The sequence below is a fragment of the Rhodococcus sp. F64268 genome, assembly GCF_023015605.1.
GTDB lineage: Bacteria > Actinomycetota > Actinomycetes > Mycobacteriales > Mycobacteriaceae > Rhodococcus.
The window spans coordinates 529,290-549,955 of record NZ_JALKAI010000004.1; the positions used below are offsets into that span (position 1 = coordinate 529,290).

Annotated in this window: 23 protein-coding genes and 3 pseudogenes; 15 read left to right on the forward strand and 11 right to left on the reverse strand. The window is 65.3% G+C overall.

Translation table 11 applies throughout. The annotated features are described in order from the left end of the window. Positions 1-77 precede the first annotated feature (77 nt). On the forward strand, positions 78-515 hold the full coding sequence (locus MWU77_RS12825) for an arsenate reductase ArsC (protein WP_169689419.1): 438 nt from the start codon (positions 78-80) through the stop codon (positions 513-515). Between the two features lie 11 nt (positions 516-526). Here MWU77_RS12825 and MWU77_RS12830 read toward each other — a convergent pair whose 3' ends face one another. Next, positions 527-1,024 carry an ArsI/CadI family heavy metal resistance metalloenzyme gene (locus tag MWU77_RS12830; RefSeq protein WP_247274120.1) on the reverse strand — a complete coding sequence of 166 codons (498 nt, stop codon included), beginning with the start codon at positions 1,022-1,024 and terminating at the stop codon, positions 527-529. 93 nt (positions 1,025-1,117) lie between these two features. Here MWU77_RS12830 and MWU77_RS12835 point away from each other — a divergent pair, with 93 nt between their 5' ends. Continuing rightward, positions 1,118-1,477, forward strand: a complete 360-nt coding sequence (locus MWU77_RS12835; RefSeq protein ID WP_247274121.1) for an Rv2640c family ArsR-like transcriptional regulator — start codon at positions 1,118-1,120, stop codon at positions 1,475-1,477. Between the two features lie 44 nt (positions 1,478-1,521). On the opposite strand, the gene MWU77_RS12840 is transcribed toward MWU77_RS12835, so the two are convergent. From MWU77_RS12840 to MWU77_RS12850, 3 genes and pseudogenes are all read right to left on the reverse strand, one after another. Continuing rightward, positions 1,522-2,187, reverse strand: coding sequence for a TrkA family potassium uptake protein (locus MWU77_RS12840; RefSeq protein ID WP_247273870.1), 666 nt, complete (start codon positions 2,185-2,187; stop codon positions 1,522-1,524). Further along, positions 2,180-3,498: pseudogene (locus tag MWU77_RS12845) on the reverse strand (TrkH family potassium uptake protein). The gene MWU77_RS12840 and the pseudogene MWU77_RS12845 overlap by 8 nt, the downstream one beginning before the upstream one ends. Positions 3,499-3,903: 405 nt before the next feature. Beyond that, complete coding sequence (locus MWU77_RS12850; protein ID WP_247273871.1) at positions 3,904-4,248, reverse strand: TRAP transporter large permease subunit; 345 nt, start codon at positions 4,246-4,248, stop codon at positions 3,904-3,906. Between the two features lie 17 nt (positions 4,249-4,265). Here MWU77_RS12850 and MWU77_RS12855 point away from each other — a divergent pair. From MWU77_RS12855 to MWU77_RS12870, 4 genes and pseudogenes are all read left to right on the forward strand, one after another. After that, a pseudogene (locus tag MWU77_RS12855) lies at positions 4,266-4,891 on the forward strand (IS1380 family transposase); the annotation flags it as partial. Between the two features lie 72 nt (positions 4,892-4,963). Beyond that, positions 4,964-5,209 (forward strand): annotated as a pseudogene (locus MWU77_RS12860) (hypothetical protein); the annotation flags it as partial. A gap of 356 nt (positions 5,210-5,565) precedes the next feature. Further along, entirely contained in the window at positions 5,566-6,081 is a 516-nt protein-coding gene (locus MWU77_RS12865; RefSeq protein WP_247273872.1) for a hypothetical protein, read from the forward strand. Next, positions 6,078-7,157 carry a PrsW family intramembrane metalloprotease gene (locus tag MWU77_RS12870; RefSeq protein ID WP_247273873.1) on the forward strand — a complete coding sequence of 360 codons (1,080 nt, stop codon included), beginning with the start codon at positions 6,078-6,080 and terminating at the stop codon, positions 7,155-7,157. Before MWU77_RS12865 ends, MWU77_RS12870 begins: the two co-directional genes overlap by 4 nt. A gap of 208 nt (positions 7,158-7,365) precedes the next feature. On the opposite strand, the gene MWU77_RS12875 is transcribed toward MWU77_RS12870, so the two are convergent. Genes MWU77_RS12875 through MWU77_RS12885 form a run of 3 tightly spaced genes read right to left on the reverse strand, consistent with a single transcriptional unit; the run spans position 7,366 to position 9,189 of the window. Beyond that, positions 7,366-8,361 carry an MBL fold metallo-hydrolase gene (locus tag MWU77_RS12875; RefSeq protein WP_247273874.1) on the reverse strand — a complete coding sequence of 332 codons (996 nt, stop codon included), beginning with the start codon at positions 8,359-8,361 and terminating at the stop codon, positions 7,366-7,368. 44 nt (positions 8,362-8,405) lie between these two features. Beyond that, entirely contained in the window at positions 8,406-8,744 is a 339-nt protein-coding gene (locus MWU77_RS12880) for a helix-turn-helix transcriptional regulator (protein ID WP_240959745.1), read from the reverse strand. Then, a complete protein-coding gene (locus MWU77_RS12885; protein ID WP_169689442.1) occupies positions 8,731-9,189 on the reverse strand; it encodes an SRPBCC domain-containing protein in 459 nt (152 codons plus the stop codon). Before MWU77_RS12885 ends, MWU77_RS12880 begins: the two co-directional genes overlap by 14 nt. 151 nt (positions 9,190-9,340) lie before the next feature. On the opposite strand from MWU77_RS12885, the gene MWU77_RS12890 reads away from it, so the two are divergent. Further along, positions 9,341-9,523: a hypothetical protein gene (locus tag MWU77_RS12890; protein ID WP_169689443.1), complete on the forward strand. Its 183-nt coding sequence runs from the start codon at positions 9,341-9,343 to the stop codon at positions 9,521-9,523. A 61-nt stretch (positions 9,524-9,584) separates the two neighbouring features. Beyond that, complete coding sequence (locus MWU77_RS12895) at positions 9,585-10,115, forward strand: DinB family protein (protein ID WP_169689444.1); 531 nt, start codon at positions 9,585-9,587, stop codon at positions 10,113-10,115. Positions 10,116-10,129: 14 nt separating this feature from the next. Here the strand turns inward: MWU77_RS12895 and MWU77_RS12900 are convergent, their stop codons facing one another. From MWU77_RS12900 to MWU77_RS12910, 3 genes are read right to left on the reverse strand one after another with little or no spacing between them, the layout of a single operon-like run. Further along, a complete protein-coding gene (locus tag MWU77_RS12900) occupies positions 10,130-11,746 on the reverse strand; it encodes a cation acetate symporter (protein ID WP_169689445.1) in 1,617 nt (538 codons plus the stop codon). After that, positions 11,743-12,114: a DUF485 domain-containing protein gene (locus tag MWU77_RS12905; protein WP_247273875.1), complete on the reverse strand. Its 372-nt coding sequence runs from the start codon at positions 12,112-12,114 to the stop codon at positions 11,743-11,745. Before MWU77_RS12905 ends, MWU77_RS12900 begins: the two co-directional genes overlap by 4 nt. Next, positions 12,111-12,608, reverse strand: coding sequence for a nuclear transport factor 2 family protein (locus MWU77_RS12910; RefSeq protein ID WP_169689447.1), 498 nt, complete (start codon positions 12,606-12,608; stop codon positions 12,111-12,113). Before MWU77_RS12910 ends, MWU77_RS12905 begins: the two co-directional genes overlap by 4 nt. A gap of 125 nt (positions 12,609-12,733) precedes the next feature. On the opposite strand from MWU77_RS12910, the gene MWU77_RS12915 reads away from it, so the two are divergent. The 7 genes from MWU77_RS12915 (at position 12,734) to MWU77_RS12945 (ending at position 20,283) form a co-directional block, all read left to right on the forward strand. Beyond that, positions 12,734-13,336: a TetR/AcrR family transcriptional regulator gene (locus MWU77_RS12915; RefSeq protein ID WP_247273876.1), complete on the forward strand. Its 603-nt coding sequence runs from the start codon at positions 12,734-12,736 to the stop codon at positions 13,334-13,336. 86 nt (positions 13,337-13,422) lie between these two features. Further along, positions 13,423-14,619, forward strand: coding sequence for an acyl-CoA dehydrogenase family protein (locus MWU77_RS12920; RefSeq protein ID WP_247273877.1), 1,197 nt, complete (start codon positions 13,423-13,425; stop codon positions 14,617-14,619). Then, positions 14,616-15,362, forward strand: a complete 747-nt coding sequence (locus MWU77_RS12925) for a hotdog fold domain-containing protein (RefSeq protein WP_247273878.1) — start codon at positions 14,616-14,618, stop codon at positions 15,360-15,362. The genes MWU77_RS12920 and MWU77_RS12925 overlap by 4 nt, the downstream gene beginning before the upstream one ends. Beyond that, positions 15,359-16,219 carry an alpha/beta fold hydrolase gene (locus MWU77_RS12930; RefSeq protein ID WP_247273879.1) on the forward strand — a complete coding sequence of 287 codons (861 nt, stop codon included), beginning with the start codon at positions 15,359-15,361 and terminating at the stop codon, positions 16,217-16,219. The genes MWU77_RS12925 and MWU77_RS12930 overlap by 4 nt, the downstream gene beginning before the upstream one ends. Then, positions 16,216-17,910: an AMP-binding protein gene (locus MWU77_RS12935; protein ID WP_247273880.1), complete on the forward strand. Its 1,695-nt coding sequence runs from the start codon at positions 16,216-16,218 to the stop codon at positions 17,908-17,910. Before MWU77_RS12930 ends, MWU77_RS12935 begins: the two co-directional genes overlap by 4 nt. Next, positions 17,903-19,132 (forward strand): acetyl-CoA C-acetyltransferase, encoded by a 1,230-nt coding sequence (locus tag MWU77_RS12940; protein WP_374229861.1) that lies wholly within the window; start codon positions 17,903-17,905, stop codon positions 19,130-19,132. The genes MWU77_RS12935 and MWU77_RS12940 overlap by 8 nt, the downstream gene beginning before the upstream one ends. Continuing rightward, complete coding sequence (locus MWU77_RS12945; protein ID WP_169689453.1) at positions 19,129-20,283, forward strand: CoA transferase; 1,155 nt, start codon at positions 19,129-19,131, stop codon at positions 20,281-20,283. The genes MWU77_RS12940 and MWU77_RS12945 overlap by 4 nt, the downstream gene beginning before the upstream one ends. On the opposite strand, the gene MWU77_RS12950 is transcribed toward MWU77_RS12945, so the two are convergent. Further along, entirely contained in the window at positions 20,262-20,582 is a 321-nt protein-coding gene (locus tag MWU77_RS12950) for a GYD domain-containing protein (protein ID WP_169689454.1), read from the reverse strand. The genes MWU77_RS12945 and MWU77_RS12950 overlap by 22 nt on opposite strands. Positions 20,583-20,666 lie beyond the last annotated feature (84 nt).

A 20,666-nucleotide genomic window follows, 5' to 3' on the forward strand; every position in this document is an offset into this window, starting at 1 on the left:
CCAGGGTGCGCGCTCTGCTCACCGAACTCGACACCGTCTCCACTGGACCTTCCCTCACGAAAGGGCCCTCTACCTACATGACCACCGACTCCACGACCGCCAACTCCACACCCTCGGTGCTGTTCGTGTGCGTGCACAACGCCGGCCGCTCCCAGATGGCCGCCGGATTCCTCACGCACCTCGCCGGGGACCGGGTCGAGGTCCGCTCCGCCGGATCCGCCCCGGCCGACCAGGTCAACCCGGCCGCCGTCGAGGCCATGTCCGAGGTCGGCATCGACATCTCCGCGCAGAACCCCAAGATTCTCACTGTCGACGCTGTGCAGGCCTCCGATGTGGTGATCACCATGGGGTGCGGGGACACCTGCCCGGTCTTCCCGGGTAAGTCCTACCGCGACTGGGTGCTCGACGACCCGGCCGGCCAAGGCGTCGAGACCGTGCGCCCGATCCGTGACGAGATCAAAGCCAAGGTCGAGGCCCTGATCGCGGAGCTGGCCACGCGGCCAACCGCAGGCTGACGGTCGCGACTTCAACAGCAAGAGGCCTCGGTGGCCGCCGACTTCTCCTCCTGCTGTTCCGGGGTTGCTGAAGCGGTACCGCAGCACACACCGGCCTCGGACGCCTGCGGGCCGTCGAGGTGCTGCGGGCTCGAACCGAACGTCTCCGAGTCGGCGAGGACGGTATAGACCTCCCACTTCTCCCCGGCCGGACCGGTCACCCACACCTTGTCCTGGGTGGCGAAACAGCACGTGGTGCCGATCTCCTCGTCGGTGAACAACCCTTCGCCGGTCAGTCGTGCGATTTCCGCATGGACCTTGTCGGAGGACTCCACTTCGACGCCGAGGTGGTTGATCGAGCCGCCCTTGCCAGGGTTTTCGAGCAACACGAGCTTGAGCGGCGGCTCGGTCAGTGCGAAGTTCGCGTAGCCGGGCTCGAGCTTGTTCGGCGCCGTACCGAACAACTTCGAATAGAACGTCACCGACTGCTGCAGGTCGTCAACGTTGAGGGCGAGCTGAACGCGGGACATGAGAACCTCCACCTGTGAGACATACATCGAATTAACGAGATTCACTGTCCGCTCCTTTTTGACATATGTCAAGAAGGTGGGAGCATGGAAACCATGCCCAAGACTCTGCCCGTCGTCGACATCACCGCGCCGATCTGCTGCACCCCCGTCTCGGCGGCTCCGATGAACACCGCAGCGGCCCTCGAGGTCGCGCTGCGGCTGAAGGCACTGGCCGATCCCACCCGCATCCAGCTCATGTCGATCCTGCTCACTGCCGAAGACGGCGAGGTATGCACCTGTGACCTCGCCGACGCGGTGGGTCTGGCCGAATCGACCGTCAGCCACCACCTCGGACAACTCCGCAAAGCCGGGATGGTCGACTCGACCCGCCGGGGCATGAACGTCTATCACCGAGTGCGCACCGAAGCCCTCGACGCCCTGCGCGCGGTGCTCGACCCGAACTGCTGCCGCTGACCGGCCCGACCCGCAGAGACCCCGATCCGACAACGAGACGGGGCTCAGGTCAGCTCGGCGAAACGCTCGGTGTCACGGACCTGACCGGAGACGATGATGGTGTCGCCCGGGGCGACAATCGTGTCGGCGGTGGCATAGGTGAACCCTTCGCCGGGACGTTTGATCGCCACCACCGTGACCTTGTACCGGCTACGAATGGTGGTCTGCGCCAAGGGCTGGCCGACCATGAACGCCGGCGGGCCGGTCTTGACCATGGCGAAACCGTCATCGAACTCGATGTAATCCATCATCCGGCCCCGCACCAGATGCGCGACGCGTTTGCCCATGTCGTGCTCGGGCCGCACGACATGATGCACCCCGATCTGGGTGAGGATCTTCGCGTGCGCGTTACTGATCGCCTTGGCCCACACGTTCGGCACCGCCATGTTGATCAGCGCCGAGGCCGTCAGCAGGCTGGCTTCGAGATCGGAGCCGATCCCCACGACCGCCCGGTCGTATTCGTGCACCGACAGCTGTCGCAGGGACTCCTCGTCGGTGGTGTCGGCGACCGCGGCATGGGTGAGCCGGCTCGACACCTTGTCGATCACCGCTTCGCTGGAGTCGATGCCGAGCACCTCGGTGCCCTGCGTCATCAACTCGAGCGCCAGTGACTTGCCGAAGCGGCCCAGGCCGAGGACCACGACGACGTCGGCAGCGGGTTTTCTAGCCAATGAAGGGCCTTTCTACGGGACGTTCGAAACGTCGATTGTTCTCCCGGGCCGCCAGCGCACCGACCAGCGTGATCGGACCGATCCGGCCCAGATACATCAAGACGACAAGGATCACCTGTCCCCAGGCCGGTAGCTGCGCGGTGATGCCGGTGGACAGTCCCACCGTGGCGAACGCGGAGATCACCTCGAACAGCAGCGCGTCGAGGTCGAATCCGGTGCCTGCGAGCAGGGCCAGGGTCGGGATCACCACCAGCGCGACCCCGATCAGCGCCACCGACAGGGCCTGGCGCTGCACCCGGGGATCGATGCGCCTACTCGTCCGGTCGTCACCGATTTCTCTCCGCGCACCTCGGCGAGAATGACGAACAGCAGCACCGCGAAGGTAGTGACCTTGATACCGCCGGCGGTGCCGCCGCTGCCGCCACCGATGAACATCAGCAGATCGGTCACCAGCAGCGTTGCCTCGTCCATCTGGGCGTAGTCGACACTGTTGAACCCGGCTGTGCGCGGCATGACCCCCTGGAAAGTGGCAATCAGCAGTTTCGCCCCGAGCGGGTGGCCGCTGAGGGTGTGGCCCCACTCGAGCACCATCACCAGCAGCGGGCCGAGCACCAGCAACACCGCGGTCACCGTCACCGTCAGCCGGGTGTGCAGCGACCACCGGCGCCTGCGGCCGCGCAGATGCCGCCCGATCTCGAACAACACCGGAAAGCCGATACCGCCGAGCACCACCGCGACCAGCAGTGGCACGCAGATCCAGGGGTCGTCGGCGAACCCGATGATGTTGTCGCTGTAGAGCGCGAAACCGGCGTTGTTGAACGCCGAGACCGCGTGGAAGCCCCCGAGCCACACCGCCCGTGGGACGGATTCGTCGTAACCGATCACGAACCGGACCGCCAACGCCGTAGCCACGACCGCTTCGATGAGCACACTCGTGCGCACCACCCCGACGACGACCGACCGCACATCCCCCAGGCCGGAGGTACGGACCTCCGCGGCGGCGTTGAGCCGAGCCCGCAACCCGATGCGGTTGGCCAGCACCAAGCCGATCAGCGAGGCCATCGTCATGATGCCGAAACCCCCGACCTGGATCAGCGCGACGATCACCGCGTGCCCGTATCCGGACCAGTAGGTGGCGGTGTCGACGACGATCAGCCCGGTGAGACACACCGCGGACGTCGCGGTGAACAACGCGGGCAACACTGCGGCACCGACCCCGGACTGCGTCGCGGCCGGCACCAGCAACAAGGCGGTCCCCACCAGCAGGGCGAGAGCGAAACTCGATGCCACCACCCGGGCCGGACTGCGCATCACCTGCGCGCTGATCCGCCGCAGCGGACCCGGCCACGCGCTCGTGCGTGTATTCACGTCGTCGCACACTAGACCCGCCATCGTGCCGGGTCTTCCTGAACCCACCCTTGATCAGCGAAAACCGACCTTTCGGGCGCGGAATCGGCGTGCTGTGGCTGTAAATTCCGAGAAAACCGGTTCCGCAACGTGCTCCCCCGCGAACCTCCGGTGGCCGCAGGAGGGAGTGCCCGATGAACGGTGGATCCGCCTTGGCATCCCGGTCAGGCGTCGTTGGCATTTCTTGACGATCTGCTCGCCGGAGCGCGGCATGTGGGTCTCTCTCGACTGGCTGGTGGGTGGCCAGAGGTCATAAGCGTTGAAGGAGACTCTTTGGTAGTGCAAATGAACAGGGAGTGTCGGTGAGCGCTACGGAGAAGCGTCGGCGATCGGCATCAGTACCCGTCGACGGCTCAACGTGATTCCGGAACCCACATCACGATGTCCGGCCACATCAGGAAGATCACACCGAACACCAACAGACCCACCGCATACGGAAACTCCCCCCCAGAAATCTTCCCCGACAGGACGATTCGCCGACTTCGACGCAACGAGCACATTCAACCCGAGCGGCGGCGTCACCAACCCGATCTCAGCGAGCAGCACGACGAAGATACCGAACCACACTGGGCTGTACCCCAACGCCTCGACCACCGGCCCCATGATCGGCACCGTCAACGCGATGATCGCGATCTGGGACGCGAACCACGGCACAGGCCACGCCCAGACCGCTGGCGCGGGCGGGCTCGGCGTTCTCTACGGATATCCCACCATCTCGGCGGCGCTGCGCGGCGGCGCCGATGTCTCGGTCACCGTCCGCCTGACCTCACCCATCAAGACCGCGATCGCCTCGAAGAAGAAGGCCCACCGGGTTCCGGGCCGGGTGGGCGTACGGCGTATCCCGACCTGTGGCCGAAGACGGACCAGGGCCAGGACGAATTGTTCGACGTCTGGCGATTTCATGCCTTCTTCACCACTGTCGACGCCCCCGATCTCGATGTCGTCGCCGACAAGCTCCACCGCCATCACGCGATCATCGAGCAGGTCCACGCGGACCTGAAAGAGCTCCCCTCTCGCTCATTTACTGTCGTCTCGGTTCACTGCCAATGCTGCGTGGCTGGTTTGTGTGGTGATGGCGTTCGATCTCACCCGCGCCGCGGCTGCAGTCACCGGCGATCCGAAGCTGGTCCAGGCCACCACTGGCACCGTCCGGCGGACCATTGTGTCGATCCCTGCTCGAATCGCGTTGTCGGCGCGCCGGTTGACGTTGTATCTACCCGAGGGCCGGCCATGGGAATCGGCGTGGAGCACCCTGTTCGACACGACGTTCGGACGGAACCGACCGATTCTCGGATAACAGACTCTCCCTGACCATCTACGACACGAAAGGCCCAGTGGAACAACCCTATACGAGTGGTCGGATGGTCATCGCCGCCTGCTGCGAGTGTTCTGCCTGTCGACGCAGCCCAGCATCCGATCCAGTCCAGAGTCCCAGACCTACTACGACCGCAAACGCAGCGAAGGAAGACGTCACACACAAGCGGTCCTGGCGTTGGCGCGGCGCAGTGCGAACGTGTTGTGGGCGACGTTGCGCGACAACGTCGTATATCAAACCAGCACCGGCTCTCGCCGCATCGGTGTTAGCCTCGAGATACGGAATGCTCCTCTGCACTGAGCCGAGAGCAGGTGCGAGCCTGTGCTTGATGTATTCGACGTGACAACTCAAGTGTCGAGCGGCGCATCGGTTAGTGCGCTGGTCGGAATTGCGAAGATCAACCCGGGTAACAGACGCGGCCGGGCCCCGACTACCGACGGGCCGACGAGACGGCCGGGGGGCAGCCCCAGTCCATCCCGCCATGTTGAAGACCAGGAGCGTAGACATCGAGTAGTGCAGCGAGTGGGATATCGAGGTCCGGGTCCCTTTCACCTGGCCGGCGTCCACCGGTTGACCACCGATTCCTCGGACTCGACACACGCGTCTTCCCGCATGCACTGGCGATCCTCGCAGTGTGGCTCCTTTGGGTGGTGATCGTGCCGGCCATCGATTCTGCGGTGTCTTCCGAGGATCCTGTCATTGCGGGCGATCGGCTGGCGGTGACCGACACGATTTCGTTCGCACCCGTCCCCGGGTGGAACGTCGACAGCGGATTCCGTGTCGGGCAACACGGCGCATCCGACTCAGTTCCGCAGGTCGCTCTGACCCGTGGCAATGTCACGTTCTCTGTCAAAGCCGACAAGTTCGACGGTACAGCGGACGAGTTGCTGTCGCAGATCGATGCCACAGGTGTCGATGCCATAGGTTCGAACGGGAACTCCGTGCTCGCCCTGTCCAGCGCCCCGCAGCCGGTGACCACCGACGCAGGCCTGTCCGGTGTCCAGGTCCGATTCGACACACCCAGCACTGCCGGGTCGGTGACAGCCTTCGTCGCCGACGGCACCGGCCTGCGGGTGAAGGTGGTCGGCCCGCCCGATCAAATCGCGGACCGTGGCCAGGAAATCCAGGCGATGCTCGCCGGCATGGGAACCACTGAAAGGAACGGACAGTGAGCCCTGCACTGCTCGAATCACGATCAGCGGCGCTCGACAAGACCGCGTGGGGCGAGAAGTTCCGGTTCGTCCAACCACGAAACGTGGTCTTCTGGATGTATCTGTGGCTCTGCGGGGTCGGCGCGGTCAAGGGCTGGCAGGTGGTGGTCACCCCCTATACCGGGTACTTCGGGCGCGCACTCCTCGTTGCCGGCATCGTCGCCGTCATCAGTGTCATCGTGTGGGGGTGGTGGTTCCGGCACATCGACCGATTCGAACGCCAGCCGCTGGGGCTCGTCGTCACGGGCTTCGTGTGGGGCGCAACAGCAGCGACATTCGTCATGGCCGTACCGGGCAACAGCGCACTCGGCTCCCTCTACACCAAACTGTTCGGGCAGGTGTGGGCCCAGGACTGGTACGCGGCTCTCTCGGCCCCGTTGGTCGAGGAGACGGCCAAGGGCATCGGAATCGTGGTCCTTCTCGCCCTCGCACCGCGCCTGGTGCGCACCGTGACCGACGGACTACTCCTCGGTGCGTTCATCGGGCTCGGTTTCCAGACCAGCGAAGACTTCATGTACTCAGTTGCCGGGGCCACCCAGGGCTTCGGCGCGCATCAGACCGACGGTCTCGTCGGATCGATTGCGATACGTACCTTCTCCGACATCATCTCGCATCCCCTGTTCACCGCGCTCTTCTGCGCGGGCGTGATGTATCTGATCGGCTCTGCTGCCCAGCCGCGTCGGATCGGACGGGGAGTGGCGTTGATCGTGGCCCCGATCGTGGCCCACGGCATCTGGAACTCGCTGGTCGCGATCTCCGGGGGCAGCAGGGCTCTGACCTTGGTCATCGCGCTCGGCGACGCGATCTTCGCGTTGACGGCGCTGTGGATCGCTTTCGTCTGGGCGCATCCTCGAGAGGCTCAATTCGTTCGTGATGTCCTTCGCCCCGGAAGTCGAGTCCGGAGTGCTGACGGACGGCGAGGTGACGGCCGCTGGTGGCTGGCGGCAGCAGCGGCAGTATGTCAAGGCTGGTACCAGTCGTGCCGAACGCCGGCGTCGCCGACACCTGGTCCGCGGGGCGGTGGACCTGTGTGCTGATCTGGCGGCCAGCAAGGGAGCCGACACTCCCGACGTCGTCGAGTCACGCAATGAAATCGCACGACTCCGCACGTCCTGACCGGCATCTGCATGGCATCCGACCGAGTCGAGGCCGGCGGATTCGACAACGGCGACATGGTCGACCTGGCCAGTGGCCTGTGGGGTCGGACTGGACGCGCACGTCGCATCCGGCGTCGGAACATCTGTCCTAGAACAAGCCTTCGCGCAGAAGAGTTTCGGCGTCGGCGAACGCCCGCGCGCGGCGCAGCACAGTGGGTGGTCCGGGTGGGTTTCCGTGCCACTGGTCGAACAGGGTGCTCAGGCTCAGCACCATCCGCTCCGGTGAGCTCCAGTGGTTCCATCGTTCGAATTCGGTGCTGCGAGCCAGTTCTCGTGCTGCCTGGTGGGCCGCGATTCCGCGGTCGTATCGTGCGCGGGCGGCCTCGCTCAACCACACCCAGTACGCGCGTAGTTCACGGATCTCGTCGGCGCCGCACAGTGGTCCGTGACCCGGAACGTAGACGTCGGCGTCCCACGCGAGCAGCCGATCGAGCGCCGCGATCCAGTTCTCGAGCGGGCCGTGCCACAGGATGGGCGTCGTCCCGATGAACAGCATGTCGCCGGCGAAGACCACGCCCGCGTCGGGCACGTGCGCCACGAGGTCGCCCGCGGTGTGGCACGGTCCGAGCCGTTCGAGGTCGACGGTTCGGTCGCCGATCGTGAGCCGGTGGGTCTCGTCGAAGGTGTGGTCGGGGAAGCGGGGCGTCCGGCGCGGAAACCGGGCGCCGGCCCGTACCCGGGCCATGTAGGACCCGGCCGCGCCGACCGGTCCGGGCATCCACCCGATCAGCTCGCCGGCAAAGGCCATCGCGGTCAGCGCCGCCGGAGGCAGATCCTCGTGCATTCCGTCCAGTGCCGCCGCACTGGTCGTGATGCGTGTCCCGGCGGGAAGTGTGTCGTTGCCCCACCAGTGGTCGCCGTCGGAGTGAGTATTGACGGCCTCGGTGATCGGTGCGTCGGCCACGAGCGGTTGCTGCACTTCGGCGACACGTTTTGCCCACGCGACGTCCCACACGGTATCCACCACGAGCGACGCGGTGCCCTGTGCGACGACGAGCCCGGTGTTGGCCTCGCCCCAGCCGCCCGACGGGCGCAGGAACGCCCACACCCCGTCGCCCAGTTGTGTCAGTCCCGACTCCGACATGCGCTCCCCCTCGACAAATTCGGCTTTCTCACGCTACTCCGAACTCAACGAGAACGTTCCGCAGCCGCCTTGATGGCATCGAGCCTGCGATCCCAGCCCGAGCCGACAGCGTCCAATGCCCGGCCCACCGCGCTCAGCCTGGAACCGGCGGCGGAGAACCGGAGTTCGCGGCCGACGCGTTCGGATGTGACGAGTTCGCATGCTTCGAGTACTGCCAGGTGTTTGGCGATGGCCTGGCGCGACACCGTGAACTCGGATGCGAGGCCCGACGCGGACGCGGGCGATCGCCCGAGGCGTTGAAGGATCCGCCACCGCGTCTCGTCGGCCAGAGCCGCGAAAACGCGTGTGGTCTCGGATTCCTGATCGGGCTCAGTGTGCTGCAACCGTTTTCCCCTTCTCCAGGTGAGCCTTGGCGAGGTCCAGTTCGATGATCCAGCCTTCGACATTGCCCTCGTACTTTGCGCGGCGTTCGACGGCGTCACCCGGGAGTGAATCGAACCCGGTCTCCGTCACGCTCAGGACGGTCGAGGTGTCGGAGACGGCATCGAGTCGGAATTCGACGAGCGTGGAGGGGCTGCCGGGGTCTGTGTGGTCGGACAGCCAGCGGAATGCTGCATACTTCGGTTCGTCCAGCGTGACTGTGCGGAATGTGAAGGCGCCGTGGACGGGGTCGTGGACTACAGTGAAGTCGCCGTTGCGTTCGATCCGGTGTTCGGTGATCCTGCTGTCGTTGATGTACCAGCCGGGTTCGGCGACGAGTTCCCATACTCGTGCGGCCGGGGCGTCGATCGTGATCTGTCGTTCGATGGTGCCGAGTTGGTCGGTCATGATTCCTCCTGAGGGTGGATCTCCGGATGAAGTGCAACTCCATGGTTGCAGCGCATGGCCGTTATTGCAACCCCCCGGTTGCATACCGGTGCGCGTATCGCACTACCCAACCGGTGGCATCGGTTCGCCCGGTGTACGGAATGATGGACACATGCTCGAAACACCTGTGATCATCGGAATCGGCTCCATCTGTCTGGGCTTCGTATTCTTCCTCGCCGCGGCCAGCGGAGCGCGAGCCAAGTGGAACCGGAAGCTGACGATCGCCCTGTTCGTCATCGCGATCGTGTTCATGACGGTCATCCCGGTGATCGGCGCGGTCGGATTCGCGGCGTAGATTTCGTCGGATCAAAGGATTGCGGACCGAAATCGACCGCGATTGTTCTTACATTGACTGCATGACCGAAAACATGACCGTCGAAGCCGCCGATATTCTGGCCATGCTCGCGGAACAACGAGACATGCTCCTCATCACCGTGCGCGGACTCGACGACGCGGGCGCTCGCGCCCGAAGCACCGCCAGCGACCTCACCCTCGGCGGACTCATCAAGCACGTATCGGGCACCGAGAGCGGCTGGATCGACAGGATCCGCCAGCTCGACGAGAACGCCGTCTTCGACATGGACTCTGCAGCGGAGTCGTACCACATGAGCGACGACGAGACGCTGGCCGGTTTGCTGGACGAGTATGCGAAGGTGGCGGCCGCGACCGAGCAATTCGTCGCACGCCTCGACCTCGACCTGCAGGTTCCGCTCCCGACCGCACCGTGGGCGCCGGAGCGGGAATGGTGGAGTGCGCGAAAGGTGTTGCTGCACATCATCCGCGAAACAGCCCACCACAGCGGTCATGCCGACATCATTCGCGAGTCGCTCGACGGTGCGAACACCACCATGCAACGCGGCGCCGATGCCGGCATGACCTTCGACTGATCTTCTCGCAGACGTCAGTGGGTGCCGGCGAGCTCCGCGCCGATGCCGGTCTCTGCCCGGACGAGCATCTCGGCGAACTTCTCGTCGTCGTGGACGCCGCGACCATGGCGCTTCTCGGCCACGAGCGAGCCGACGACACAGGCGGCCAGGCCGAGCGGCATCGTGAAGATCACCGGCAGCTGGATCGTCAAGGGCGCGGGTCCGCTGCCCATCCACAGTGCCTCGGTGAACATCAGGCTCACGACGGTCGAGATCAGCCCGGTAAGCACGCCCCACACCGCGCCGGTGCTGTTGAACCGTCGCCAGTTCAGGCTCAGGACCAGGGCGGGGAGATGGGCGCTACCGGCGACCATGAACGCCATGCCCATGAAGAACGTGATGTTGGTGTCGTCGCCGATCAGCATGGTCAGACCGATGGCGATGATGCTGAATACGACCGCGCCGTATCGGGCGATTCGCGCCTGGGCGTTCTCCTCGCGCCGCCGGTCCGCGACGTCGAGATGCTCGACGGGTTCCTTGCGGGTCAGGGCCGGCCACACATCGCGGGCGAATGTTCCTGCGGCGGAGATGACCACACCTGCGACGACGGCGATGATGGACGCGAAGGCAACCGCGGCGACGAGCGCGAGCGCGATCGAACCGCCGGTGGTGCCGATGCCGCCGCCGAGTTCGGTGACGAGGACCGGAGCGGCGAGGTTGCCGCCGGGGCCGACGAGATCGGTACCGTTCGGGCCGAGCAGCGCCGCGGCGCCGAAGCCCATCACGATGACGATGAGGTAGAACATGCTGCACAGCGCGACTGTCCAGCCGAGCGAGCGTCGTGCGGTCTGTGCCTCAGGGACGGTGAAGAACCGGATGAGGATGTGCGCCATGCCGGCGGTGCCGAGTGCGAACGCCAAGGCGTAGGAGACGAGGTTGATCGCGCTGGTCTCGCCGAAGATCAGGCCCGGTGACAGGATGGCTTCGCCCGCAACAGCATTGTCGGTGGCGTCGCCGAGAACCTTGGGGAAGCTGAAGCCGAACTGCGCGAGAATGCCGAAGCACACGATGAGCGCGAGGACCGACAGGATCGACGACTTGATGACCTGAACCCAGGTCGTGGCGAGCATGCCGCCGACGAACACGTAGATACCCATGAGCGAACCCGCGACGATCACCGACAGCCAGAACGGGATACCGGACACCGATTCGAGCAACACGCCGGCGGCGACGAGCTGGGCGAGCAACACGAACGTGCCGGTCGCGATGGTGCTGAGCGCCACCACGACCCGCACATTGCGGGATTCGGTGCGGAAGACGAGCACGTCGGCGAGGGTGTACTTGCCGAGATTGCGCATCTTCTCAGCGAGCAGGAACAGCACCGGCAGGAAAGAGATGACGGACGTGAACAGGATGACGGTGCCGTCGACGCCCTTGGAGAAGATCAGGCCTGTGGTGCCGAGGAAGCTACCGGCGGAGATGAACTCACCGGCGATGGCAAATCCGTTCTGCCAACTAGAGATCGAGCGGCCGGCCGCGAAGAAACCATCGGCGCTCTTGGCGCGCCGGGATGCCGCGAACGTCACCCACAGGGTCAGTGAGATGACGGCACTGCAGATTGCGATGGCCAGGTAATCGGCGTCGCCGGTCATGCGACGACCTCCTCGGTCTCGGGCCGGTTGTCGGCGACAGCGCGGATCGCGGCGTCGGCGGCGGGCTGAATGTAGGTGCGGGACAGTCGGAAATACGCCCATACGAGGACCCAGGTTCCAGCGAACTGGCTCAGAACCACCCAGAGCGAAAGCGGGATTCCCAGGACGGATGTGGAACCGAGTTGATGGGGGAATCCGATCCAGGCCACGAGGAAGCCCGTGAACAACGCGATGGTGATGCCGCCGAGGGTGTTGGTGACCATCTTGCGTCGATGCCGCAGTTCGGCGACCTCGGGTAGCTGCAGCATCCGCGACCAGATCAGATCGTCCGCAGCGAAGGTGCCCTGGTTGGAGACGGTGCCGTTCATGCCCGCACCGCCGCCCGGCGTGCTGTGTCGAGCGCGAAGAGGTTCTCGTCCCAGCCGGCTTCGAGGGGCCCGAAGAAATGGAAACGGACCTGTTTGACGCGATAGAGCCACCGGCCGTCGATCTTGACGACCTCGTCGGTGTAGCGTCCGGCCGCGATGCTTGCCGTGCCGTCGGTGACGCACGGCTGCCACAGGAACGAGCGGACCGTGGCGCGGTCACCGTTGAGGTCGATTTCGAGGTTGGTGATGAAATGCCAGAACGCAGTGAGGCCGCCGTCGGCAAGTCCGGCGAAGAACGTTTTCATCTCGTCCTTGCCCTTGGGATGTGATAGGCCGTCGAACTCGCCGTCCTCGGTGAACAGGTCCATCAGGGCGTCCCAGTTCCCGTCGTCGAGATGGCGGCAGTACCGGGCATCGAGCGTGCGGATCGCCTCCAGGTCTTCGAGGCGAGTGATGCGCTCGATGAGAGAGCGATCGGATTCGGGGTTGGTCACGGGAGAACCTCCGGGAGCGCTGGGATTAACGCATGTTCATGTGATGCGAACCATAACAACGGGTAGGTATGCGGTCAACCGGGGCGTTGTTGCTGGTCGGCGCATGTGCCACTACCCTTCGAAAGATGAACACGCGGTCAACTGCGACTTTGCCGTCCGTCCGGGAACGAATTCTCGAAACCGCTCTCGACGAGTTCTATGCATCCGGATTTCACGGTGCGACCATGCGAAGTATCGCGAACAGTGCAGGTTGTAGTGCTGCAAACGTCTACAACCATTTCGAGAACAAGTCGGAACTGCTGGTTGAGATCCTGCGTCGCGCGAGCGATGAGCAGTTCACCGCGACCCGGAATGCCCTGCGAAAGGCCGGTTCGGATCCGGCCGAAAAATGGAAGGTCGCCGTCGTCGCTCATGCGCTGTTCACGGCGCGGAATCCCCGGGCCTGCCTGGTGGCCAACACCGAGCTGCGCTATCTCGACGATCTCAATCGTCGACGTGTCGTGGGGTCGCGTGACGCGCAGGAGCATTTGTTCGTCGGGATTGCGGAAGAGGCCACCCAGCAGGGGTTATTCGATCTCTCGAACGTGCATCAGGCCGTCACGGCGGTGTTGACGATGTGTGCGGGGATCCCGCTGTGGTTCCGTGCGGACGGCCCGCTCACCGCGCAGGAGGTGGCCGACGACTACGGCCGATATGCGCTCAACCTCGTGGGATGCCGGAAAGTCTGATCCGGGGCGTTGACGGCCGATAGGTCTCGTGCTGTACTGGGTGAACAAGCGTTAATGACCTACTCCGGTCCATAGAGGGAGTACCCATGACTCACCGGCCGTCTCAGCCCCGCACCGACTCGCCGCGGTACCTCACCGAAGAGCGCCTCGGGATCCGAGATCTTGCCCGCGACTTCGCGATGACGCGGGTGTTGCCAGTTGCGAACGAACTCGACCCCGTCCAGGGCACGATCCCGGATTCGCTGAAGAAGGAGATGGCCGAGATCGGCTTCTTCGGGATCATGATCCCGGAGGAGTACGGCGGACTCGGGCTCGGCGTCTTCGAGTACTGCCTCGTTGCGGAGGAACTCTCCCGTGCGTGGATGAGCGTGTCGGGCCTGCTTGCGCGCGGTAACGGCATGGGTGGTGGCTTCACGCCGGAGCAGCAGGAAGCGCTGCTACCCAAGGTCGCGCGCGGCGAATACCTCGGTGCCTACGCGCTGTCCGAGGCCGAAGCGGGTTCCGACGTTGCCAACATTTCGTGCCGAGCCGTGCGTGACGGCGACGAATGGGTCGTGAACGGCACGAAGATGTGGTGCACATACGCCGACGAGGCAGACTACATGGTGCTGTTCGCTCGTACAGACCCGAACAAGGACCCGGCCAAGCCGCATCGCGGGATCAGCGCGTTCCTCATCGAGAAGGAGCGCGGCGGATTCCCCGACGGAATCTCGGGCACGAAGGTCCGGAAGATCGGTTACTTCGGCTGGAGCACTTGGGAATTGGCGTTCGACAACTACCGCATCCCGGCAGGCAGGATGCTCGGCGAAGAAGGCAAGGGCTTCTACCTTGCCGTATCCGGCCTCGAAGTAGGCCGCGCCCACACTGCTGCCCGCGCGATCGGCCTGGCCCGCGCCGCGCTCGAGGACTCCATCGAATACATGCACACCCGCCGTCAGTTCGGGCGCCCCATCGGCGATTTCCAGCATCTTCGGTTCAAGATCGCCAAGATGGCCGCCGATATCGAAGCGGCCCGCCAGCTCATGTACTCGGTGGCTACCGACATCGATACCGGACGCCGCTGCTCGCTCGAAGCGTCGATGTGCAAGCTGGTGGCAACCGAGATGGCCGAACAGGTCACGAGCGAGGCAGTGCAGATCCACGGTGGCGCCGGTTACACCACCGACTTCCAGGTCGAAAGGCATTGGCGCGACGCCCGCCTGACGAAGATCTTCGAAGGCACCAGCGAGATCCAGATGCGAATCATCTCGGACGAACTGCTCGGAAGGCCGGAAAAAGCATGAGCACCGCAATGTCCCCGAAACTTGCCGCGGTCGGCGACCGGACCGGGCCGCAGTCGTTCCTCGTGTCCGAGATCCTCTCGGCTGCCGGGGTGTCCCTGCCCGCCGGCTCCCCCGGTGTCGGTGTGACTGCCGCAGACATCGTCGTCCCCGCCGTACCCGATGCCAACCGGACGCAAGCCCAATGGAAGACGGACCGTCCAGTGGGCGTGAACGACACGGTGATCATCGAGTCCGTGATCACCCGCGTTGCCGGTGGCCGCATCGAGCGGCACATCAGGCTGCGCGACGAAGCCGGGACGATTCTCGAGAGCGGCACCGAAACATGGATTCTCGACGACCCCGCCGCGGCCGTATCCACGCCGGAACTCGACTTCTGCAGCGCTGAATGGGGAAACCTTCTGAGCGACAGCCTCGAAGACGATCGGGGCTTTACCTCGTCACTGTCCACCTGGGACGGCACGATCGGTCTGCGCTGCGGCGACAGGGAACTCCACCTCCGGGTCTACAAGGGCAACATCATCGATGTCACCCGCCGTGTCCCTCACGGCGCCACGTTCACCTTCGTCGCACCGGCCCATACCTGGGTCGACCTCGTGCTGTCGGATGCCGACGATTTCATGCGGCGCGCGATCAGCGGTGAGTTCTCCTCCACCGGAGACGGATACGAGTACCTGAGGTTGACCAAACCGCTCAACATGATCATCGCGCATGCGCGACTCATCGCCCGGAAGGCCGACTCATGATCGAGGCACGTTATCTCGAAATCGATGGCGCTCTCGGCTTCGTCGAGATCGTCACACCCGACCACCTCGACGTCGAGGCATTGCCTGCGGTCCTGTGCATCCACACTGCCGGTCAGAGCGGCGTGCAGTGGCGGCACGTGTCGCGCGACCTCGCAGATCGGGGTTACCGCGTGATCGTGCCCGACCTGCCCGGCCATGGACGCTCCGAGCCTGCACCGTCCGGTCCGGTGACCAGTATCGTCGACTACGGCGACTGGCTGTGCGGCGTACTCGACGCTCTGGAGATCGAACGCCCCTACGTGATCGGTTGCTCGATCGGTGGCAAACTCACCCTCGAACTCGCAACCCGCCCCGAGCGGCCACTCTCCGGCGCGATCGCCATGGAGGCCGAAGCAGGTCCCGGTCGCGTCAACGTCAACGGTCTCCGTCGAGAACTCGAAGACGTCGCCGGTCCTGCTCGTGCCGAACGGACGTACCTGGGTACTCTTGCATCGGTGGGACGTTCGGTTCCCGAGCGCAAGGCCCACCTGATAGCGCTCATGCACAAGCGTGAAGACCCCGAGATCTCGTCGTCCGACCTGATCGGCTGGGGCACTCATGACGTGCGCGACCGGCTGAACCAGGTCACGGCACCCTTGCATGTCGTCGCGGGCCGTGATGACCCGTGGATCAATGTCGACGAAATCGCGCGCGTCGCAGAGCTCGCCAACGAAACCACGCCCGGTCGTGCACGATTCACCGCACTGGACGGGATCGGCCACTACCCGATGGAAGAGATCGACGACTTCGCAGGACTCGTCGATACCTGGATCAACGAATTGCAGCAGTCGGTTGTCGCCGAGGAGGTAGTGCTGTGAGCACCAGAACCGAGACTCTCTCGGCGCTACTGGACACACTCGTCTCCGAAAACCCCGAAGCGGCAATCACGTACGACGTGGTCGGCGACGACGTCATCGTCAGCAGCAGAGCCGATCTGCGCAACCGCGCCGAAGCGCTGTGCGCCGAACTCGACGCCGTCGGAGTCCGTCCCGGCCAATGCATCGCGGTGATGCTGCCCAACTGGTCCGACGCGCTTGTCTGGCAGTTCGCTGCAGCCACGGTGGGCGCTCACGTCATCGGTGTCAATACCCGGTACAACACCGGTGAGGTCGCCCACATCCTCACTGCTGCATGTCCGGCCGTGGTCGCCGTCCCGGCTGCATTCCACGGTTTGGACCTGTTCGGTCGCCTCGCCGAAGCCGCCGCATCTGTTCCCGATGTGGCGACCCCGGTCGTCGCGGTGGTGCACGGACCCATCGAAACTTCCGCCATAACCAAAGAATTCGATCTCGGCGGGGGATCCTGGATCGCTGGGAGCGGAGTCACGGGAGGCATCCGGGTTCCCGACACACCCGATCGGGCAACCCTCACCGCAGCCGGAGTCGACGACGACCCCGACGACAGGCTGGCTGTCGCGTTCACGACCTCCGGCTCGACCGGTGTCCCGAAGCTCGCGGCCCACCGTCACAGCGCCATCGTGCGACACGGCCATGCCGATGCTGCGATCATGCAGGTCGGGGAGGGTGACGTGGGGCTGTGTGTTCTTCCCGTCTCCGGTGTGTTCGGCTTCAGCACCGCCATGGCGATGATCGCCGGGGGCGGAGCACTGCTCATGGAAACGGTGTTCGATCCGTCGGCGGTGCTCCGCCGCATGCGGCAGGTGAAGGTCACCCATGCGGTGGGTGCCGACGACCTGTTCGGCCGCCTCTACGACGAGTGGCATGACGGAGAGCGAACGGATCTGTCGACCCTGAGGTGGATCGGGATCGCCGATTTCCTCGGACGATCGCACGAGATCGCACGGTGGGCGCGCGACGAGTTCGGCACGCACACCTCCGGTGTCTTCGGGTCGTCCGAGGTGTTCGCTCTCACGATGTTGTGGAACGCAGACGACCCGGAATCGGTGCGCTGGAACGGTGGTGGCCGCGCGGTCGAGCCTGCGATCGAACTGCGTGTCGCGGATCCTCTCGACGACACGCGGGTCGCAGACGGCGAGCAGGGTGAACTGCAGTTCCGCGGCCCCAACGTCGTCGACGCCTACCTGGGTAATCCCGAGGCTGCGGTGCGCGCCTTCACGAAGGACGGCTGGTTTCGCAGCGGCGACCTCGCTGTGGCACTGGGCGACGGCGGCTACCGTTACGTGTGCCGCATGGGCGACGTGCTGCGCCTGCGAGGGTTCCTCGTCGGCCCCGCCGAAATCGAGGGTCGCCTCGCACAGCACCCGGGGGTGGGTGTCGTGAAGGTCGTCGGGATCACCGGCGACGGTGGCTACACGCAGGCCGTCGGTTTCGTGGTACCGACGGACGATGCGCCCGCCGACACGGATGCCGAGAACCTGAAAGCTTGGTGCAAGAGCGAACTCGCCGCATTCAAGGTGCCGACGGCCATCCATGTCATCGACCGCATGCCCACCACTGTGGGCGGGAACGGCTCGAAGATCCGGGCCGTAGAACTGCGCGAATGGGCGCAGAACTGGACCGACCGTGAAAGGGATTTCCGTCGTGACTGATTCCAACGCGAACGATGTGGTGATCTGCGAGCCACTGCGTACCCCCGTCGGTCGCTACGGCGGCATGTACATCGACGTGCCCGCCACCGACCTGGCCGCGCGTGTCATCTCGGAGTTACTGTCGCGCACAGCGCTCGACCCCGGGAAGATCGACGATGTCATCTTCGGCCAGTGCTATCCCAACGGTGAGGCACCCGCGATCGGTCGTGTGGCGGCACTCGATGCGGGCCTGCCCGTCACCGTCCCCGGTCTGCAACTCGACCGTCGATGCGGTTCCGGTCTGCAGGCGGTGCTCGATGCCGCGATGCGCGTGCAGACCGGGGTCGCCGACATCGTCATCGCCGGCGGAGTCGAATCGATGAGCCGCTCCGAGTACTACACCGAATCGATGCGCTGGGGAGCGAAGGGTGCGCCCGCCGCGTTGCACGACCGCCTCGCCCGCGGCCGTGTCACCGCCGGTGGCCGCAACTATCCGGTGCCCGGTGGCATGCTCGAAACCGCCGAGAACTTGCGGCGGAAGTACGACATCCCCCGCCTAGAACAAGACGAACTGGCTGTCGAATCGCACCGCCGTGCCGTTGCCGCGATCGAATCGGGGAAGTTCGCCGACGAGATCGTGTCCGTGCAGGTGCCGCAGCGCAAGGGTGATCCGAAGACGATCGACCGCGACGAGCACCCGCGCGCCGACACCACCGTCGAGACGCTCGCGAAGCTCCGCCCGATCATGGGCAAGCAGGATCCCGACGCCACCGTCACTGCGGGCAACGCCAGCGGGCAGAACGACGGTGCCGCAGCCTGTATCGTGACCAACCGCGCGACCGCGGACCGGCTCGGTCTGCGCCCGCTGGGCAAGCTCGTCACATGGGCTGCCGCCGGAGTGGCGCCCGCCGAGATGGGCATCGGCCCGGTGCCGTCCACCGCGAAAGCACTCGATCGTGCGGGACTGAACCTGTCGGATATCGACCTCATCGAACTCAACGAGGCATTCGCCGCACAGGCCCTCGCCGTGACGCGCGAATGGAAGTTCACCGCAGCAGATTTCGAGCGCACCAACGTCAACGGATCCGGGATCTCCCTCGGTCACCCTGTCGGCGCGACCGGCGTGCGGATCCTCGCGACGATGCTGCGTGAACTCGATCGTCGCGGCGCGCGCTACGGCCTCGAGACGATGTGCATCGGCGGTGGTCAGGGCCTGACCGCGATCTTCGAGCGGGTCGCGTGACCGTGCGGCCGTTGGACGGCGTCCGCGTAATCGATCTGTCCAGCTTCGTCGCCGGGCCGACGGCAGGCCGGATGCTCGCCGAACTCGGCGCCGACGTCATTCGCGTCGACCCGGTCGGCGGTGCCGTCGACGGAGGCCGCTGGCCAGTGACCGAGAACGGCGCGAGCCTGTACTGGACGGGGCTGAATCAGGCGAAACGTTCGATCGCGGTGGATCTGCGCAGCGACGAGGATCGCGCCCGCGTCATCGAATTGATCGCCGACGCAGGCATCGTCCTCGAGAACGCGGCGCACGCCCCGTGGCTCGCCCACGATGTGCTCCTCGCGCATCGGCCGGACCTGATCCACGTGCATATCGCGGGCAATGCGGACGGCACCCCGGCGGTCGACTACACCGTCAACGCTGCCGCGGGCATCCCGCTGATGACGGGCCCGACCGGTCTCGGTGCACCGGTCAACCATGTGCTTCCCGCGTGGGATCTGCTCACCGGCGTGCATGCCGCACTCGGCATCGTCACCGCGCTGCGTCGCCGTGAACAGACCGGCGAGGGAGCGTATCTCGAACTCGCGCTCGACGACGTCGCACATGCTGCGGTCGCGAGCATGGGCTGGCTTGCAGAAGCTCAGGCACGTGGGTCGGGGCGTGAGTTGCAGGGCAACGCCCTGTACGGCAGCTACGGTTCCGAGTTCGCAACCGCAGACGGCCGCTACGTCATGATCGTCGGTCTGACTCGTGGACAGTGGCGGGCGCTTGTCGAGGTCACCGGCACCGGAGCGGTGTTCGACGCGCTCGGTGCGCAGCGCGGGCTCGACTTCGATCTCGAGGGCGACCGCTATGCGGCGCGCGAGGCGATCACCGCAATCCTTGCACCCTGGTTTTCGCGACGAACCCTCGCTCGAATCGAAGCGGACCTCGCGGGCACGCGGGTGTTGTGGGCGCCGTACCGCACGATGGACGAAGTGGCCGCAGATCTCGCCGCCCGCCCCGACTCGGTGGTGCAGTACATCGATCAGCCGGATATCGGCCCTGTGCTCACCGCGCGGTCTCCGTTGCGCTGGAACGGCCGGTACACCGATGCGCGTCCAGCACCTCGGCACGGGGAGCACACCGCCGAGGTGCTCGGAGCAGGTCAGCTGCCGGGCGCTCGATAGGACGCATCGCGGCGCGAAGCCTCATCGACCTGCTCGGGGGTGAGCAGCGCGATCGGCTTCGACCGCGCTGCACCCGACGCGATGGTGCGCAGTTCCAAAGTGGCGGCGGCAATTTCGTCGGGCACCTCACCGAGCACGTACAGATCGTGCCCTCCCAACGCGAAGTGCACGGACTCGACGGTGCCGCCGACGCTTTCGACCATGGCGACGATCGCATCGCGGCGGGCGCTCCCGCCGTCGCTCAGTAGTCCCTTTGCGCCCTCTGCGGTATAGGTGACCTGCCACAGGTATGTCGGCATGGTTCCTGCTTTCCTCGGCCGGCGTTGCTGTCGCCTTCCATGGTCGGACACCTCGCGCGCAACGCGCGGTGGTTTCGAGGAAAG

Excerpts from the sequence above, each read along its gene's own strand:
- MWU77_RS12825 (WP_169689419.1), top strand. The coding sequence starts at position 78 with ATGACCACCGACTCCACGACCGCCAACTCCACACCCTCGGTGCTGTTC.
- MWU77_RS12830 (WP_247274120.1), bottom strand. The coding sequence starts at position 1,024 with ATGTCCCGCGTTCAGCTCGCCCTCAACGTTGACGACCTGCAGCAGTCG.
- MWU77_RS12835 (WP_247274121.1), top strand. The coding sequence starts at position 1,118 with ATGCCCAAGACTCTGCCCGTCGTCGACATCACCGCGCCGATCTGCTGC.
- MWU77_RS12875 (WP_247273874.1), bottom strand. The coding sequence starts at position 8,361 with ATGTCGGAGTCGGGACTGACACAACTGGGCGACGGGGTGTGGGCGTTC.
- MWU77_RS12885 (WP_169689442.1), bottom strand. The coding sequence starts at position 9,189 with ATGACCGACCAACTCGGCACCATCGAACGACAGATCACGATCGACGCC.
- MWU77_RS12890 (WP_169689443.1), top strand. The coding sequence starts at position 9,341 with ATGCTCGAAACACCTGTGATCATCGGAATCGGCTCCATCTGTCTGGGC.
- MWU77_RS12895 (WP_169689444.1), top strand. The coding sequence starts at position 9,585 with ATGACCGAAAACATGACCGTCGAAGCCGCCGATATTCTGGCCATGCTC.
- MWU77_RS12900 (WP_169689445.1), bottom strand. The coding sequence starts at position 11,746 with ATGACCGGCGACGCCGATTACCTGGCCATCGCAATCTGCAGTGCCGTC.
- MWU77_RS12905 (WP_247273875.1), bottom strand. The coding sequence starts at position 12,114 with ATGAACGGCACCGTCTCCAACCAGGGCACCTTCGCTGCGGACGATCTG.
- MWU77_RS12915 (WP_247273876.1), top strand. The coding sequence starts at position 12,734 with ATGAACACGCGGTCAACTGCGACTTTGCCGTCCGTCCGGGAACGAATT.
- MWU77_RS12920 (WP_247273877.1), top strand. The coding sequence starts at position 13,423 with ATGACTCACCGGCCGTCTCAGCCCCGCACCGACTCGCCGCGGTACCTC.
- MWU77_RS12925 (WP_247273878.1), top strand. The coding sequence starts at position 14,616 with ATGAGCACCGCAATGTCCCCGAAACTTGCCGCGGTCGGCGACCGGACC.
- MWU77_RS12930 (WP_247273879.1), top strand. The coding sequence starts at position 15,359 with ATGATCGAGGCACGTTATCTCGAAATCGATGGCGCTCTCGGCTTCGTC.
- MWU77_RS12950 (WP_169689454.1), bottom strand. The coding sequence starts at position 20,582 with ATGCCGACATACCTGTGGCAGGTCACCTATACCGCAGAGGGCGCAAAG.